The sequence below is a fragment of the Sorangium sp. So ce834 genome, assembly GCF_051521425.1.
GTDB classification, from domain to species: domain Bacteria; phylum Myxococcota_A; class Polyangia; order Polyangiales; family Polyangiaceae; genus Sorangium; species Sorangium cellulosum_D.
Genome location: NZ_CP150351.1, coordinates 2,936,128 through 2,950,914, shown reverse-complemented (window position 1 = coordinate 2,950,914; position 14,787 = coordinate 2,936,128). Strand labels below are relative to the sequence as shown.

Here is a 14,787-nt window from a genome sequence, read left to right as displayed (position 1 = left end):
CCACGCTTCGAGCGATGGGAGAGCGCCCGAGCGCCCCCGAGGGAAGCCGGGCTCGCCGGCTACGCTAAGGTTGACGCCCCCAGAAAGAAAGCGGAAGCGTTCGCTCCCGAACGGATCCTCCATGCGCACACGTCTCGTCCGGATCGCCTGTCTGTTCGCGTCGGCCGCGTCGGCCGCCGTGGCCGTCCTGGGGCTCGCGTCGAGCCCTGCGCTCGCGGAGGAGAAGCCGGGCCCCGCGCAGCAGGGGGAGAAGCCGAGCTCCGCCGCGCCCGCCGAGGGCCCGAAGGCCGACGCCGCCGCCCCGCCTGGCGGGGCCAAGGCCGCGGCGCCGAAGGCGAGCGCGGCCGCGCCGAGGGCGGGCGCGAAGAAGGCGCCCGAGCCCCCGCCGCTGCCGCCGGCGCCGGCGCGCGTCTGGCTCATCGCGCCGTCCCCCAAGGGGCCGTGGACGATGCGCATCGACAACGAAGGGGAGCGCCCGATGCGCATCCCGGCGGACGTGCGCCTGCTGCGCTTCGAGATCGACACGCTGAACAAGCGCACGAAGAAGACGACCCGCTGCGCCGCCCCCGCGGGGCTCAAGCCGAGCGGGTTTCCCGAGCGGCGCGCGCTCCTGCTCGCGCCCGGGCAGTCGTACGTGGAGCATTTCGATCCGCGCCTGCTCTGCTTCGGCAAGGACGAAGCCGCGCTCGCCGGCGGCGCGGTGGTGAGGACGTGGTACGGCTGGGGCCCGCCGCCCAAGTGGTCGAGAAAGGCGCCCTCGCCGCCGTTCGCCGCGGAGTCGACCGACGATCCGCCGGCGTTCGCCCCGGCGCCCGGGCTGGCGGCGCCCACCGTCGTGCTGAGCTACGGCCTGCCCCGCAAGGAGGCCGCCGCGGACGGCGCTGGCAGCGCCGAGCCGCCCTCGGCGGCAGACCATGAGGCGCAGCCGTCGGCCGATGGGGCGGCGCAGCCCCCGGCCGACAAGACGCCGCCGCAGCCCCCGGCCGACAAGACGGCGCAGCCCCCGGCGGACAAGCCGATCCAAGTCGCTGCGGGCGCGCTGGGCGAGCCGATCGTGGACGCGAACGCGCCTCGCCTGGAGCTCACGAGCGAGCCCTGGTCCGACGCGGCGAGCCCTCGCTCGATCGTCGTCCGGGTCAGCGCGAAGAACGCCGGCAGGCGCCCCATGACCGTGGCCATCCGGTCGCGGATGCTCGCGTTCCTCGTCGTCGGACCGAACGGCACGACCGCGTGCGAGGCGTCCCGGCCGACGGGGGCGATCCCGCGCGACATGTTCAGGACGCTGAAGCCCGGCGCGTCGGTCGACCTCTCGCTCCTCCTGCGGGAGGTCTGCCCCGACAACACCTTCGCCCGCGAGGGTCTCTACCAGGTCAGGGCCACGCTGCACGCGAACGAGCCGGGCACAGGGCTCGGCCTGGACGCGTACACCGCCATCGTCCGCGCCAAGAGCTCGACGCTCCTCCGCGTGAAGAGCGCGCCGGAGCCGTTCTACGCGGCCGCGCCCCGCGCCGTGCCGACGCCGAAGCCCGAGGAGGGCGAGGCGCCGGAGCCGGAGGACAGCGAGCGACCTTGAGACGGATCGCCGCGCTGGGCGCGGCCGAGCGCCGCGCTACACCGGGATGATCCCCCGCTTCTTCTCCGGCCGCTCCACCCGCTTCTTCCGCGCGAGCTCGAGCCCCCACGCGATCGCCCTGCGCGTGTCCCGCGGATCGATCACGTCGTCGATGAGCCCCCACCCGGCGACCTTCATCACGTCGATGTTCTTCTGGATCGCCTCGATCATCCCCTGCTTCACCTCGGGCGGCGGCGGCGCGTCCCCGAACATCTTCTTCGCCGCAATCCCGAGCATCCCCTCCGGCCCCATCACGCTGATCTCCGCGGTCGGCCAGCCGACGATGAGGTCCGGCTCGTACGCGCGCCCGCACATCACGTAGTAGCCGGCGCCGTACGCCTTGCGCACGACCACGGTGATCTTCGGCACGGTGGCCGCGGCCATGACGTGCAGCATCTTCGCCCCGTGGCGGATGATCCCCTCGTGCTCGACCTTCGAGCCGATCATGAAGCCCGGCACGTCCTGCAGGAACACGAGCGGGACGTTGAACGCGTCGCAGATCTGCATGAAGCGCGCGGCCTTGTCGGAGGCGTCCACGTCGAGGATGCCGCCCATCTGGGTCGGCTGGTTCGCAACGATGCCGACCGGCTGGCCGCCGATGCGCGCGAGGCACGTGATGATCGAGCGCGCCCACCGCGGCTTCAGGTCGAACCGCTCGCCGTGATCCACGATCGCGTCGATCAGCTTCAGCATGTCGTAGGCGCGCCGCGGGCTCTCCGGCAGCAGGTCGAGCAGCGACTCCTCCCGCCGCTCGACGGGGTCCGTCACCGGCAGGCGCGGCGGCTCCTCGTCGCAGCTCGACGGGAAGAACGAGAGGTACCGCTTCACCGCGGCGATGCACTCGGCGTCGCTCGCGTACTCCGCGTCGCCGACGCCGCTCTTCGTCGCGTGCACCTTGCTGCCGCCGAGCTCCTGCTCGGAGATGGCCTCGCCCGTCATCGCGCGCACGAGCGGGGGGCCGCCGAGCGCCATCGAGCCGACGTCCTTGACCATCGGCACGAAGTCCGCGAGCCCCGGGATGTACGCGGTGCCCGCGGCGCCCGGCCCCACCATGGCGGCGACCTGCGGCACCACGCCGCTCATGTGCACCTGCTCGCGGAACAGGTGCCCCGAGCCGGCGAACAGCGAGATGCTGTCCGGGTGCATCGAGCCGGGATCGATGCGCGCCCCGCCCGAGTCGATGAACCACACCATCGGCCAGCGCCCGCGGAGCGCCATCTGCCGCAGCCGGGTCACCTTCTCCTCGCCCGTCTGCCCGATGCTCCCGCCCTTCACGGTGAAGTCGTACGCCGCCGCGCACACCATCCGCCCGTCGACCTTGCCGAACGCGCACACCACCGCGTCGGCCGGCGGCCGGTCCTTCCCGTCCGGCCCGGCCGCGAGCCCCATCTGCGTGCCGTGCATCCCGACCTCGAAGTGCACGCCGTCGTCGAAGAACGCGGCGAGCCGCTCCCGCGCCGTCATCTTCCCGCGGGCGTGCTGCCTCGCCACCCGCTCCTCGCCGCCCATCCGCCGCACCTGCTCCCGGCGGGCCTCGAGGTCCTTCACGAGCTCTCGCATGTTCACGGGCCACCTCATCCTGCGCGCCCCGCCCGCCACCGCGCGGCGCGCGGCGTCGAGCGGGGCCGCCTCAACCGAGAGCCAGCGAGCGCCGCGGCCTGCGGCGCCCTCCCGTCCCCCGCAAAGCACCCACGCGCCCCCGGCGCCTACCTGCCCGACCAGCGGGGCTGCCGCTTCTCCAGGAAGGCCATGAGCCCCTCGCGCGCGTCGTCGGTCGCGAGGCAGCCCGCGAGCCGCTCGCGCAGCAGCGGCAGCGCCGACTCCAGGTCGAGATCGTCCTGCGCCGCGAACGCCTCCAGGCCGAGCCGCACCGCGATCGGGCTCTTCGCCGCGATCGCCCGGGTCACCTCGTCGACCGCGGCGTCGAGCGCGCCCGGCTCGACCACCCGGTTGAGGAGCCCGCACTGCGCGGCCTCGTCGGCGTCGAGGCGCTGCCCGAGCAGCATCATCTCCAGCAGCCTGCGGCGGCTCACGTGCCGCTGGAGCACCGCCATGATCATCATCGGGAACAGGCCCACGTCGATCTCCGGCGTCCCGAGCTTCGCGCCGCGGGCGGCGATCGCGACGTGCGACGCCGCGACGAGCCCGAGCCCGCCGCCCAGCGCGTGCCCGTTCACCCGCGCCACGATCGGCTTGCTCGCGTTCGCCATGGCGAGCAGCAGGTCCGCGTAGTCGCCCTTCGGCTCGGGCGCCGGCGCCCCCTCGGCGCCGGTGAGCTGCGCGAAGTCGCCGCCGGCGCAGAACGCGTCGCCCGCGCCTGTCAGCACCACGCAGCGCACCGCAGCGTCGGCCATGCCGGCCTCGAGGGCGCGGAGGAGCTCGTTCACCATCGCCGGCCCGATCGCGTTCTTGCGCCCCGGGTTGTTCAGCGTGAGCCGGAGGACGCCCCCCGCGGAGGCGGCCTGGACGACCGCGGTCGCGCCGGCCGTCACGAGGCCGCCCCCTCCGCCGGACCGCCCGCGCCGTCCCCGTGCAGCCCCAGGATCTGCCGGGCTTCCTCGACCGTGGCCGGCCTGCGCCCGACGTCGCGCACCATGCGCACGGCCACCTCGCACAGCTCGCCGTTGCTGCGCGCCATCTCGCCGCTCGGCAGGTAGAAGTGGTCCTCGAGCCCGCACCGCACGTTGCCGCCGAGCACGAGCGCCGCCGCCAGCATCCGCCACTGCCCGTGGCTGATGCCGATCACCTCCCACTCCGAGCCGGGCGGCATGATCTTGGTCTGGAGCTGGAGCGACTCCACGTGAGCCGGGATGCCGCCCAGCACGTTGACGATGAACGAGAACTGCAGCGGCGGCTTGAGCAGGCCCATGTCGATGAGCGGCCACACGCCGTGGGTGTGCCCGGTATCGAAGCACTCGAGCTCGGGCTTCGTCCCGGCCTCGTTCATGGCGGCGAGGAGCTTGCCGATCTTCGCGTACGTGTTGGGAAACACCATGTCGAAGTCGAAGCTCTTCCGCGCGCGCGAGTACTTCGAGTAGTTCATGGTGCCCATGTTGAGGGCCGCGATCTCCGGCCGGCTCTCGCGGATGGCCGCGCACTGCTCGCTGACGTCCTCGAGGAGGGTGCCCGTCGAGAAGTTCAGGATCACCGGGCAGCGCCGCCGCACCTCTTCCTTGATCTTCGCGAACACGGCCGGGGAGAACGTCGGCGACCCGTCGTCGTTGCGCGCGTGGATGTGCACCGCCGCCGCCCCTGCGTCGTAGGCCCGCCTCGCCTCCTCGGCGATCTCGACCGGCGTGTACGGGATCGCGGGGCACTGCTTGCGATTCGCGAGCACCCCGGACAGCGCGCAGGTCACCACGCAGACATCGGGGTCTCGCTCGTTCGGCTTCCTCGGCTCCCCGGTGAACGTCGGCTTCTCTCTCATGCCCCCTGCCTCCCTTTCACGTCCTCTCGCCGCCGTCGCCCTTCTTCTGTCCGCTCTGCGCGACCCGGGCGACCACCTGTCTCTGCAGCTTCGTCAGGATCCGGAGCAAGTCGCGCAGATCGGTCGAGCTCAGGCCGAGGAGCGCGCTGCGGAAGATCTCCATCGGCTCGACCTGGATCTCGCTGGCGAGCCGCGCTCCCTTCTCGCTGAGCCGGATGTGCACGACCCGCCGATCGGCCTTCGAGCGCTCGCGCCGGACGAGCCCTTCCCTCTCCATGCGGTCGACGATCCCCGTCACGGTGCTGTTCTGCGCCCGGATCCGCTCCGACAGCGTGGACAGCGACAGATCTTGAAACGACTCGAGCAGCTTGAGGATGGTGAGCTGGGGTCCGGTGAGGCCGAACCCGCTCGCCATGCCCTTCGTGAGCCGGCGCGACTCCGTGTAGAGATAGATGATCATCTCCACGATGGCGTCGATCTCCGGCCTCTCTGGCGGCGGCAGGGTCGCGGTCACGATGCTTCGTGTACGAAATATTCGCTCCCGAAGGTCGCGTCAAGCGCGCGGGCTCACACGCCACGCGCGTACCGAGCGGACGCATCTAGATCACGACCGCAACGGCCGGCCGTCGGGGAGAGAGCTCGTGGCGCCGACCTGCTACGGACCGCCGCGCCCCCGCTTCCCTCGCCGCCCTTCCGCCCGGATCTCCCGGATGCACCACCGCAGCGCCTCCTGGAGGTCCCGGTGCACCTGGACCGACGAGAGATCGATCCCGAGCGACGACGCCGTCTGCGCCACCTGGGGCTGCACGCCGGCCACCACGCCCTGCGCGCCGAGCAGCTCGATCGTCTGCAGCATGCTGATGAGGTGCTGCGCCGTCGTCGAGTCGACCTCTTCGACCCCCGTCACCTCGACGATCGCATACCGCGACTTCGTCTCCACGATCGTGCGCAGCAGCTTCTCCGTGATCTCGGTGGCCCGGTGCCGATCGATGCTCCCCACGAGCGGCAGCACGAGCACGCTGTTCCAGACCTGGATGATCGGCGTCGACAGCGTCTCGATCGCGGACTCCTGCCGCTCGATCACCGCGCGCAGCGACTCCTGCTGCTCGACCACCGCGCGCAGCGACTCCTCGGCGCGCATACGCTCCAGCGTGATCGCGAACATCTCCCCGACGACCTGGAGCAGCGCCCGCACGCTCTTGTCCCACGCCCGGATCGAGCGCACCGCGTCGATCCCCACGACCCCCACGAGCCGGCCCGCGTACGCCGCGGGCATCCGGACGAACGAGGCGATCCCTAGCTCCGTGAACGCTCGCCGCTCGCTCGCTGCCTCATCCGGCAGATCGGCCACGCGCGGCACGTCGCACACCTCGAGGCGGCACAGCCTGTCGACGAGCCACGGATACACGTCCTTGGAGACGACGGCCCGCTCCGCGAGCAGCGACGGGACCCCTTCGGCGCACCACTCGTGCGTGTTCAGGAACCGCAGCCCGTCCTCCGAGAGCAAAAACAGGCTCGTCCGATCGGCGCGCAGCGCCTTGCCGAGCTCCGCGAGCGCCAGCTGAAAGCCGCGGTCGATGTCCGCGAGCTTCACATTGATGAAATGGGCCGAGATCGACGCGACCAGCATCTTGGTCTCGATCCGCTGCATCAGCGCCCGCTCGACGCGCTTCTGCTTGCCCACGTTGCGCGCCCAGGCGTAGACGAGCCCCTCACCGGGCACCGACAGCATCGACCAGGACAGCCACACGTAGAGGCCGCTCCTGCTCCTGCACCGGTTCTCCATCCCGAGCGTGACCGGCCCCTCCCGGAGCCGCGCCAGCTGCTCCCGCGTCGCGGCGACGTCGTCCTGGTGCACCAGATCGAGCAGGTTCCGGCCGACCAGCTCCTCGGACCCGAGGCCCAGCGTGCGCTCCCAGGCGCCGCTCACGCGGAGGAACGATCCGTCGATCCGCAGAACGCAGAGCGGATCGGGACAGACAGCGAAGAACCTCGCTACGTCCGCTTCGTTCGCAGGTGCGTTCATCGCCGGTCGCCTTACCGAGCCCCCACCCCACGGTTACGGCTCTTTGACATCCTCGAACGTCGTCCGCGCGGCCACGTGCTCCTCGTTCAGGTTGAGCAGGATCGGCAGGGTCTCGTGCTGCCAGTCGTCGTCGAGGATCCGCCGCACCGTCACCCGCCCGGGCACCAGGTTGTACACGGCGTCCACGATGTCCATGATGACGTAGAAGCCGTTCGAGTTGCAGAACCGCATCTTCACGAAGTCCATCACCGTGGACGTGATCGGATGCTGCGGGAGGACTCGCGCCAGCTCGTCGAGGTAGCTGGACAGGTACCGGTACGGGTTGTCGATCCGGATAGCGCCCTCGAAGGTCAAGACGAGGCGGTTGTCGTCATCGAGCCGGGCGACCGACTGAAAGACGCTCAGCCCGCCATCCGTGATTTCTCCATAGCTGAGAGCCTTCATACGCGACCTTTCGTGGAAAACATACGCAGCCTTTTCAAGGGAAAGTAGCCTGGACGACGAGAATTCCATCGACGTACTGCGTCGAGAGATGGAATTTGTTCTCAGCGGTCAGCCGAATGAGGCCGAGGCCGCCCCTCCGCCGGTCGTTGCGCCGCTCGCGCACCGTCCTGGCGAAGAGCTCCCTCGGGTCCTCCGCGGCGAAGATCTCGTCGAATACCGCCTTGACGGTACGGTACTCTTCCGGCGTAACGCGGTTGGATACCTTGATGAGTAGCCGGTCGGGATCGATGCTCAGGTCGAGTCGTACCTCGCTGTCACGCTCGGTCCCGTGCTGGATCACGTTGGTGACCAACTCGGTGACGACCACGTTGACCTTCTGGCAGATCCGTCTGGGATAGAACCTCACCAGGAGCGCATCCAGAAAGTTCGCAAGCAGGCCGGCCACGTCGCCCGTGATGTGATCGATCGGAGATATATATATCGATGCACCGACCGACGTCTGCGAATGATTCTTCTCGGGCTTCATCAGGCGCACCTTCGCAGGATGATCAGTGTGATGTCGTCGGCGTCCGCCACTCGGAACCGCGTGTAGTCCTCGATGCACCGGTCGAGGATGACCTGCACCGGCTCCTCGCTGTGCTTGACGACGATTTCGTTGAGACGTTGCACGGAATATATCTCCCCGCTCGCGTCCTGCGCCTCGAACATCCCGTCTGTGTACAAGGCGAGGACGTCGTCCTCCTCGAACGGCAGCTCGAACTCGTGAAACGGCTTGATGCGCAGAGCGATGAAGTTGCTCACCCGGTTGAACGAGCGAGGCGTGCCCCTACGGACCAGGAGCCCGTACCCTCCGCCCGAGACGTAGCGGAGGAATCGGTCCGTAAACATGACGAAGTTCACCGTCGCGTACCGGCGAACCTCCCGGAGGAACGAGTAAGCGCTCCGGTTCACCCAATCCACGATCGCCCCGGGGCTGTCGAGGCGCTTGGTGGCGTGGGCGAACTGGGCCTTCAGAAACGCCATGATGAGCGCCGACGATACTCCGTGACCCGAGATATCGTAAACACCGATCGCGTGGCGCTCGCCGGGGAGATAGAAGAAGTCGTAATAGTCCCCTCCCACCTGCGCTAGCTGCTTGTGGAAGATGGCCATGTCGAACGCCGAGGCGATGGCCCCGCTCGCCTCCGGCAGCAGGGCGCGCTGGACCTGCCGCGCCACCGCGAGGTCGTCGTCGATGGCCCGGTTGTACCCTTCTAGCTCGTTCTCGATGCTGGTCGCGTGCTCCAGGATCGCCTCGTGCACCAGGGAGAGATCGTCGAAGTCGAGCTTCAGCTTATCGACGTACTCCAAGAGTGCGCTGCAGCGCTCCATGAAGTCTGTGAAATTCCCCTCGTCGCGCAGGAGAGTGTTCCACGCTTGCCGCTCCTTCACGATCGCCCTGATGGCATCCAGATTGTTCTGCTTCTGTATGAAGCCTCTGGAGTGCATCGAGCTGATGTCCTTAGGTGCAGTCATGGCTCGACCTGGACGCGATTCGGGTTGGACGGAAGATCCCATCCGTTCTCAATCACAGAGTATCATCTCGAAGTTCTGGTTGAACTTCTTGAGGTTGGGCAGCGACTTCCCCTGCCACGGGATGGACTTCGAGCCGCGGACGATGAGCTGGAGCTCCCCCTTCTTCCGGGTGGCGATCGCGAACTTATAGAGGACGTTGATCCCCGAGCTGTTCAGGAAGTTCAGCGCCCTGACGTCGAGCGTGATGGTGGGAGGGTTCGTGGCCAGGACCTTGTCGAGCAGCTCCTCGATGGGGGCGTACTCGGTGGTGCCGCCAAGACGAAGGATGCCTTCCAGGTACACCACAACCTCAGAGGGATCGTACCAAACCCGGTAATTGCCACCTTTGATTTCCATTCTCGACCTTTCATTCAAAATAGGAATCCTGGCCATCGTCTTGATGCTGAAGCTGTTCACCGAGATCGGATCGAGCTTCCACCCAAGACTGACACCGTAATCATTCATGATGATGAGATAGCCGAGCCCCGACCCGGCGTTCTCCGCGTCCTCTGCGTTCGCCTCCGCCTGCCGCCGAAGGAGCTCCCCCGGGTCCTCCTGCGTGAGCTCGAGGAGCTTCTCCCGCAGCGACGGGACGGCCGCGTTCGTGATCTGGTTGCTGACGAGACACACCAGATCCTCACGCCCGATGCCGACGGTCACGGTGATATCACCGTGCTGATTGAACTTGACGGCGTTCTCAACCAGCTCGTTCAGAACGTAACCGATGGCGCCTGAGACCTCGTCTCGGCTGATGAGCCTGTCCTCGCCGTCGATCTCCGGGAAGAGCTCCCCGAAGTACTCGGCCATGAAATTCGCCGTCAGGTTACACAGGCTCCATCTCACCGCGAACGAGTCGGGGTACAACGTCAGCGACATGTGCTCGCTGAACGAATCGTCTAAAGAGTAGACGCCGATGATTTCGCTCATGGTAATGCCCAGTCTCCCCCTTGCTCATACCCTCTTAATGACAAGTACCGTAATGTCATCATGGATTTTGTTGTAGCCTACGTGCGCCAAGACGTCCTCGATGATAGCGTCCTTGATCTCCCTCGAGGTCCTTTCGTGGTTGCGCGAGATCACCTGACACAGCCGGTCGATGCCGTATTGCTCTTCTGAAGAGTCCTCCGCCTCGGTGATGCCGTCGCTGAACAGCGTCACGACGTCCCCGGGCTCGAGCTTCACCTCGATGCTGCCGATGAAGTCGCTGATATCCAGATCGATGCCGATCGGCAAGCCGAGCCCCATGGTCTCGACGCGATCGAGGGTGCCGTCCTTCCGGACGATGATCAGGTCCTCGTGCTGGCCGGTGAGCTGGAGCTGGCCGTCGCTGTAGTCGAGCAGGGTCAACGACAGGTTCTTGTCCGAGCGGATGCGCTGGATGTTCTGGTAGATGACCTTGTTGACGATGCTCAGGAACTTCTTCGGATCCCGCTCGTTGCTCGCGAGCAGCGTCCGGACGGCCGTCTGCACCATCAGCATGAGCACGCCGCTCTCCAGCCCGTGGCCGGTGACGTCGCCGATGCCGATCTTCACGAGCCCGTCGCTGCTGAGCACGTCGTAGTAGTCGCCGCCGACCTCGTCGGCCGGGGCCATGTAGCCGGCGATGTCGAGGCCCGGGATCTCCTGGAGCTCGCTCGGCGCGGGGAGCACCATCAGCTGGAGCTGGCGCGCGACGTTCAGCTCGGCGCCGAGGCGGATGTTCTCCTGCGCGAGCTTCGCGTTCAGCTCGCTGATCTCCTCGTTCGCCTTCTCGAGGGCCATCGTCCGCTCGCTGACGAGCTCCTCCAGGTTGGTCGTGTACCGCTCGATGTCGGACGCCATCGCGTTGAAGGTCATCCCGAGCCGCCCGATCTCGTCCTGGCTGTCGATGTTGACCCGCATCGAGTAGTCCTTGTTCATCAGCCGGTGCGCCGCCTCGGAGAGATCGACGAGGTTGGCCGTGATCCTCCGCGCGACCCAGGCGATGCCCACGAGCACGGCGAACAGGCTCAGCACGACGACGATGATCTGCTGGCCCAGGATGTTCCCCGCCGTCGACTGGATGGCGCGTTGGGCCGAGTGCACCGTGGAGAAGAGCTCGGACTCGGGCACCACGAACCCGAGCACCCAGTACTCCATCCCGATGGGCTTCTCACCCCGGTAGAAGTTCATCCCGGGCAGGCGCCGCAGGACGACGACGTAGGGCGTGGCCGGCTCGCCCGGCGCCCGCTGGATCGAGACCCGGTGGAAGACCGGCTTCTCGCTCGACGGCATCGCGATCTTGGCGACCTCGGGGTACTGGCTCTGGCTGAGGAGGCGCTTGACCTCCTTCACGCCCTCGTTCTGCCCGTCCCGCGTGCCGATCCCGAGGACCTTCTCGCCGTCGCTGTTGATCGCGAGGACGTTCGTGTCGGACATCGACATGAACGCGAAGCCCGTCGACTTGATGTGCACGTGCCGGATGAGGGCCACCGCCTGATCCAGCGTGATGTCGATCGCGACCGCCCCGGCGCAGTCCGCCCGGTCCTTCGTCCAGAGGGGATGGAAGAAGGTGACGATGTTGCCGCCGGTCGCCGCGTCGATGTAGGGAGGATATCCGGTGACGTCGGTCTTCGGGACGGGCTTGCTGCTGGGGTCCTTGAGCCAGCGCTGCCACCCCTCGTAGATGCCCGGGAAGAAGGAGTCCCAGAAGTTCTTGTCCGTGTGCCCCGGGTAGAGCCGATCGAACGTCTGCGCCATCTCGAGCCAGGGCGTCAGACGCATGATGGGCCGCTCCTTCGGCCCCACGTAGTAGACCTGGAGCTTCTCGCTCCCGTTCTTGACGATGGCCGGGCCGAACAGGTCGAAGATCGCGTTCTTCTTGACGTCCTTCAGGATCTCCGGCTTGATCGAGCCGTCCTTCTCGAGCATGTAGTGCCACACGCTCATGACGGACTGCTCGCCCGGCTTGTTCTGGGTCCACTTCCCGTTCGGATCGACCTCGAAATCGTCCTTGAAGAAGGATGATTGATCGGGGAGAGTGCCTATGGCCTCCGCGGCGTCCGGGTTGTCGATCAGCGTCTGGAGCATCGACGCCGTCATCCGGAGCTCGGAGAACGTCTGCTCGAACAGGAGGTCGAGGCGGAGCGCCGTCGTCTCGATGTAGTTCTCGAGGTACTCGTCGTTGGCGCGAGCCAGCCCGCCGTAGACCTCGGCGCTCGCCTCCTGCTCCAGCCGCGTGACGTTGTAGAGGGCCGTGCCCGCGCTCGAAGCAAGAGCGATGAGGACGCCGAACGAGGCCACGAGCATGAACTTCGTACGGAAGCGCCCGGAGGACCTCTCGACGATCCACTGGACGATCGAAAACTTCTTGCGCTCCTTAGCTTCCATAGGTCGGCTCGCGGCGCCTCATCGGCCTCTCCAGTTCACTCACGCTATCGCATCAGCCGTTCTGGCTTGCGCCCGGAGCCGGCGAGTATCGGCCAGTTCGCATACCCCTTGTCGCTGAGGATGGCAGAGACGTGGGCCCTGAGCCCGATGCCAATCTCCTCGAAGATCACCGGATCGGCGTTCGCCGACGCCGCGACGTCGCCGCAGAATTTGATCCAGCTCTCCACGACCTTCGCGAAGTTGTTCGGGTCGGTGTTCATGTTGTTGATGTCGATGAGATCGCTGCGGATGTCCTCGAGGCCCGCGTTCGCGAGCAGCTCGCGGGTCCTCACGCCGATGTCGAAGTCCATCCCGACCATCCGGCTCAGCTCGAGGTACCGCCGGTACCCCATGCGGATGAGGTCCTGATCCGGATAGCCGGTCACGCACGCGAGCATCTCATTCGTGATGTAGACGCGGCCGCCGGGCTTGCAGATCCGGCAGAGCTCCTTCATCAGCTGGTCCGGCATGTGGAACACCTGGATGGCGAGCCGGCAGGACACGAAATCGAAGGAGTCGTCGGGGATCAGGAGCGCGGCGGCGTCGCCGTACTGATACTCGATGTTCTCGATCCCGAGGCTCCTCGCGTGCGCCTGGGCGTGCTTCAGGAACGCCCTGGAGTGGTCGACGGCCGTGACGTACTCCGGCTTGTACTCCGCGTTGAGCCGCACCGCGAAGTCCCCGAGCCCGCAGCCGATGTCGGCGACCTTCATGCCCGGCCGGAGGCCGTGCCGGTGGAGGAGCTTGCGCTCGTGGTTATAGACGATCTTCTCCTGGGTCCGCAGGACCCTGACGAAATCCTCGTCCTCGATGACGCTCTGGATCGGATAGAGCGCCTTGTCGTACACCTCCACCGAGACGTTCGGGTAGAGCTCCTCCATCACCTGGAACTTCCGCATCGCCCAGGGGATGACGCTCGAGATGATGAGGCGGATCTTGAGGTTGGGCCGCTCTTCCACGGCCCACCGGACGAACCGGTTGATCTCGAGGAAGGCGACGTTGTTCATGTACTTGAGGCGCTTGAAGTCGAGGGTGAGCTCGCCCGTCGCGTTCTTCGCGGCGGTCTCCAGCGTCCCTCGGATCGCCCGCATCTGGTCGCCCACGAACGGCCGGAGCATGCCCGCGAGGGCCACCTCCTGGTCGTCCTGGTCGACCCGCATGTTGAAGGTCACCGATGAGCGCCATGACGGAAGGCTCCCCGATGAGGACGAGGGCGGAACGGCGTTCTCAGGGTAGATTGAAGCACTCATTTTCATCTACCTCAGTAAACGGCAGCTCGATGTTCAATGTCAGCGAGGTCCCGTTCTTGGGTTCAGTAAGGCTTAGCGTCGAACCGTAAACCACAGCGAGCTCTAGCAAACCTAGAGTCGTAACATCGTTGTCGGGCACGTCGTGCTCGAGCTGCTCTCGGTACCACGCCATCGGATCTGGCTGGTTGAGCAGCTGGACGGCGTGCTTGTAGAACGCCACGTTCTCGCTGCTGGCGGGCACCTCGGCCGTCACGCTGATGCGACCGTTGTTCCTCTGGAACGTGATGATGATGTCGCCCGACGGAGCGTGATTGCGATAAATGGCTTCAAGCAGCTCGTTGAAGAAGGTCGAGAGCAGCGTCGCATAGCGCTCCGGGTCGTCCTCGTTTGCGCTCGCGTACCGCGCGAGGAAGTTCGCCATCTGATGGCAGTGGCTCCAGCGCTTGCTGAAGCCAGTGACCGAGAAGTTGGCTGAGATGATCATGCCGCTCGGCGCCATGACCGGCGGTGGTCGCAGCGTCGGGGCTACATCGGTCGGCTTCGAAACGGACATCAAGGCCTCGGGGTTGGTTTGCGAGAGGAGGCAGGACGCAGAGTACCTGGAGTCTGGGTGCCGCGTCGAGTGCGTCGCGCTCCCGCTCGAGGTCGCCATGGTGAACTCGGACGAGCACAGCGCTGACGAGGACTGCCTTGGAGGTGCCCGGATTGCCACAGGATCGAAACGATAATGTGCTACAGATCACATTTATTCGTTGCTGATATTCCGCGCAGGTAGAGAAAGGTGCTCCTCCCGTGCGCTCGCTGGGGCCCGGATCGCGACGTGCGCTGTTGCTCGGGCGCGACGCCAGGTGGCCGGCCCGCGGCGCGGGCGCGCGCCGGCCGAGTTCTCCACAGACCCGCGCGCGCGCGCCGTGCAGCGACAACGGAGAATTCGCTGCGCCGCGCGTCGTCCACGGACCCTGGCAGGCGGCGCCTGCGACCGTCGAAGCCTTCGAGAACACCGTCAATGGAGGTAATCGAAAGCGCGTCGGTCCTGTCAACACTTTCATGCCATCCCCGCCACTGCCGAGATCACTCATGGCGTGTG

General features: G+C 66.9%; 13 protein-coding genes. 1 reads left to right on the top strand and 12 read right to left on the bottom strand.

Features of this window, described 5'->3' with window-relative positions:
- The first annotated feature begins 121 nt into the window (after nucleotides 1-121).
- Nucleotides 122-1,573 carry a hypothetical protein gene (locus tag WMF20_RS10620; protein ID WP_437612895.1) on the top strand — a complete coding sequence of 484 codons (1,452 nt, stop codon included), beginning with the start codon at nucleotides 122-124 and terminating at the stop codon, nucleotides 1,571-1,573.
- A 36-nt stretch (nucleotides 1,574-1,609) separates the two neighbouring features.
- Here the strand turns inward: WMF20_RS10620 and WMF20_RS10615 are convergent, their stop codons facing one another.
- From WMF20_RS10615 to WMF20_RS10560, 12 genes are all read right to left on the bottom strand, one after another.
- Nucleotides 1,610-3,172: an acyl-CoA carboxylase subunit beta gene (locus WMF20_RS10615; RefSeq protein WP_237245639.1), complete on the bottom strand. Its 1,563-nt coding sequence runs from the start codon at nucleotides 3,170-3,172 to the stop codon at nucleotides 1,610-1,612.
- Between the two features lie 146 nt (nucleotides 3,173-3,318).
- The gene (locus WMF20_RS10610; protein WP_129574232.1) at nucleotides 3,319-4,104 is read right to left on the bottom strand and encodes an enoyl-CoA hydratase/isomerase family protein; all 786 of its coding nucleotides are present in this window, start codon (nucleotides 4,102-4,104) and stop codon (nucleotides 3,319-3,321) included.
- Entirely contained in the window at nucleotides 4,101-5,039 is a 939-nt protein-coding gene (locus WMF20_RS10605) for a 3-keto-5-aminohexanoate cleavage protein (RefSeq protein WP_437612893.1), read from the bottom strand. The genes WMF20_RS10610 and WMF20_RS10605 overlap by 4 nt, the downstream gene beginning before the upstream one ends.
- A gap of 16 nt (nucleotides 5,040-5,055) precedes the next feature.
- Complete coding sequence (locus WMF20_RS10600) at nucleotides 5,056-5,553, bottom strand: MarR family winged helix-turn-helix transcriptional regulator (protein ID WP_129574230.1); 498 nt, start codon at nucleotides 5,551-5,553, stop codon at nucleotides 5,056-5,058.
- A 141-nt stretch (nucleotides 5,554-5,694) separates the two neighbouring features.
- Entirely contained in the window at nucleotides 5,695-7,065 is a 1,371-nt protein-coding gene (locus WMF20_RS10595; protein WP_437612891.1) for an STAS domain-containing protein, read from the bottom strand.
- A gap of 33 nt (nucleotides 7,066-7,098) precedes the next feature.
- Nucleotides 7,099-7,509, bottom strand: coding sequence for a hypothetical protein (locus tag WMF20_RS10590; protein ID WP_020734190.1), 411 nt, complete (start codon nucleotides 7,507-7,509; stop codon nucleotides 7,099-7,101).
- A gap of 34 nt (nucleotides 7,510-7,543) precedes the next feature.
- Entirely contained in the window at nucleotides 7,544-8,035 is a 492-nt protein-coding gene (locus WMF20_RS10585; protein WP_236644532.1) for an ATP-binding protein, read from the bottom strand.
- The gene (locus tag WMF20_RS10580) at nucleotides 8,035-8,997 is read right to left on the bottom strand and encodes a PP2C family protein-serine/threonine phosphatase (RefSeq protein ID WP_437612889.1); all 963 of its coding nucleotides are present in this window, start codon (nucleotides 8,995-8,997) and stop codon (nucleotides 8,035-8,037) included. The genes WMF20_RS10585 and WMF20_RS10580 overlap by 1 nt, the downstream gene beginning before the upstream one ends.
- A 75-nt stretch (nucleotides 8,998-9,072) precedes the next feature.
- Nucleotides 9,073-9,990: a slr1658 superfamily regulator gene (locus WMF20_RS10575; RefSeq protein WP_012234413.1), complete on the bottom strand. Its 918-nt coding sequence runs from the start codon at nucleotides 9,988-9,990 to the stop codon at nucleotides 9,073-9,075.
- 24 nt (nucleotides 9,991-10,014) lie between these two features.
- Nucleotides 10,015-12,411, bottom strand: coding sequence for a SpoIIE family protein phosphatase (locus WMF20_RS10570; RefSeq protein WP_437612887.1), 2,397 nt, complete (start codon nucleotides 12,409-12,411; stop codon nucleotides 10,015-10,017).
- A gap of 44 nt (nucleotides 12,412-12,455) precedes the next feature.
- Nucleotides 12,456-13,622 (bottom strand): class I SAM-dependent methyltransferase, encoded by a 1,167-nt coding sequence (locus WMF20_RS10565; protein WP_129574225.1) that lies wholly within the window; start codon nucleotides 13,620-13,622, stop codon nucleotides 12,456-12,458.
- 55 nt (nucleotides 13,623-13,677) lie between these two features.
- Nucleotides 13,678-14,253 carry a hypothetical protein gene (locus WMF20_RS10560; protein ID WP_237245226.1) on the bottom strand — a complete coding sequence of 192 codons (576 nt, stop codon included), beginning with the start codon at nucleotides 14,251-14,253 and terminating at the stop codon, nucleotides 13,678-13,680.
- Nucleotides 14,254-14,787: the final 534 nt, after the last annotated feature.

Coding starts and splice junctions, on each gene's coding strand:
- WMF20_RS10605 (WP_437612893.1), bottom strand. CDS start 5,039: ATGAGAGAGAAGCCGACGTTCACCGGGGAGCCGAGGAAGCCGAACGAG.
- WMF20_RS10575 (WP_012234413.1), bottom strand. CDS start 9,990: ATGAGCGAAATCATCGGCGTCTACTCTTTAGACGATTCGTTCAGCGAG.
- WMF20_RS10590 (WP_020734190.1), bottom strand. CDS start 7,509: ATGAAGGCTCTCAGCTATGGAGAAATCACGGATGGCGGGCTGAGCGTC.
- WMF20_RS10570 (WP_437612887.1), bottom strand. CDS start 12,411: ATGGAAGCTAAGGAGCGCAAGAAGTTTTCGATCGTCCAGTGGATCGTC.
- WMF20_RS10585 (WP_236644532.1), bottom strand. CDS start 8,035: ATGAAGCCCGAGAAGAATCATTCGCAGACGTCGGTCGGTGCATCGATA.
- WMF20_RS10580 (WP_437612889.1), bottom strand. CDS start 8,997: ATGCACTCCAGAGGCTTCATACAGAAGCAGAACAATCTGGATGCCATC.
- WMF20_RS10615 (WP_237245639.1), bottom strand. CDS start 3,172: ATGCGAGAGCTCGTGAAGGACCTCGAGGCCCGCCGGGAGCAGGTGCGG.
- WMF20_RS10595 (WP_437612891.1), bottom strand. CDS start 7,065: ATGAACGCACCTGCGAACGAAGCGGACGTAGCGAGGTTCTTCGCTGTC.
- WMF20_RS10620 (WP_437612895.1), top strand. CDS start 122: ATGCGCACACGTCTCGTCCGGATCGCCTGTCTGTTCGCGTCGGCCGCG.
- WMF20_RS10560 (WP_237245226.1), bottom strand. CDS start 14,253: ATGTCCGTTTCGAAGCCGACCGATGTAGCCCCGACGCTGCGACCACCG.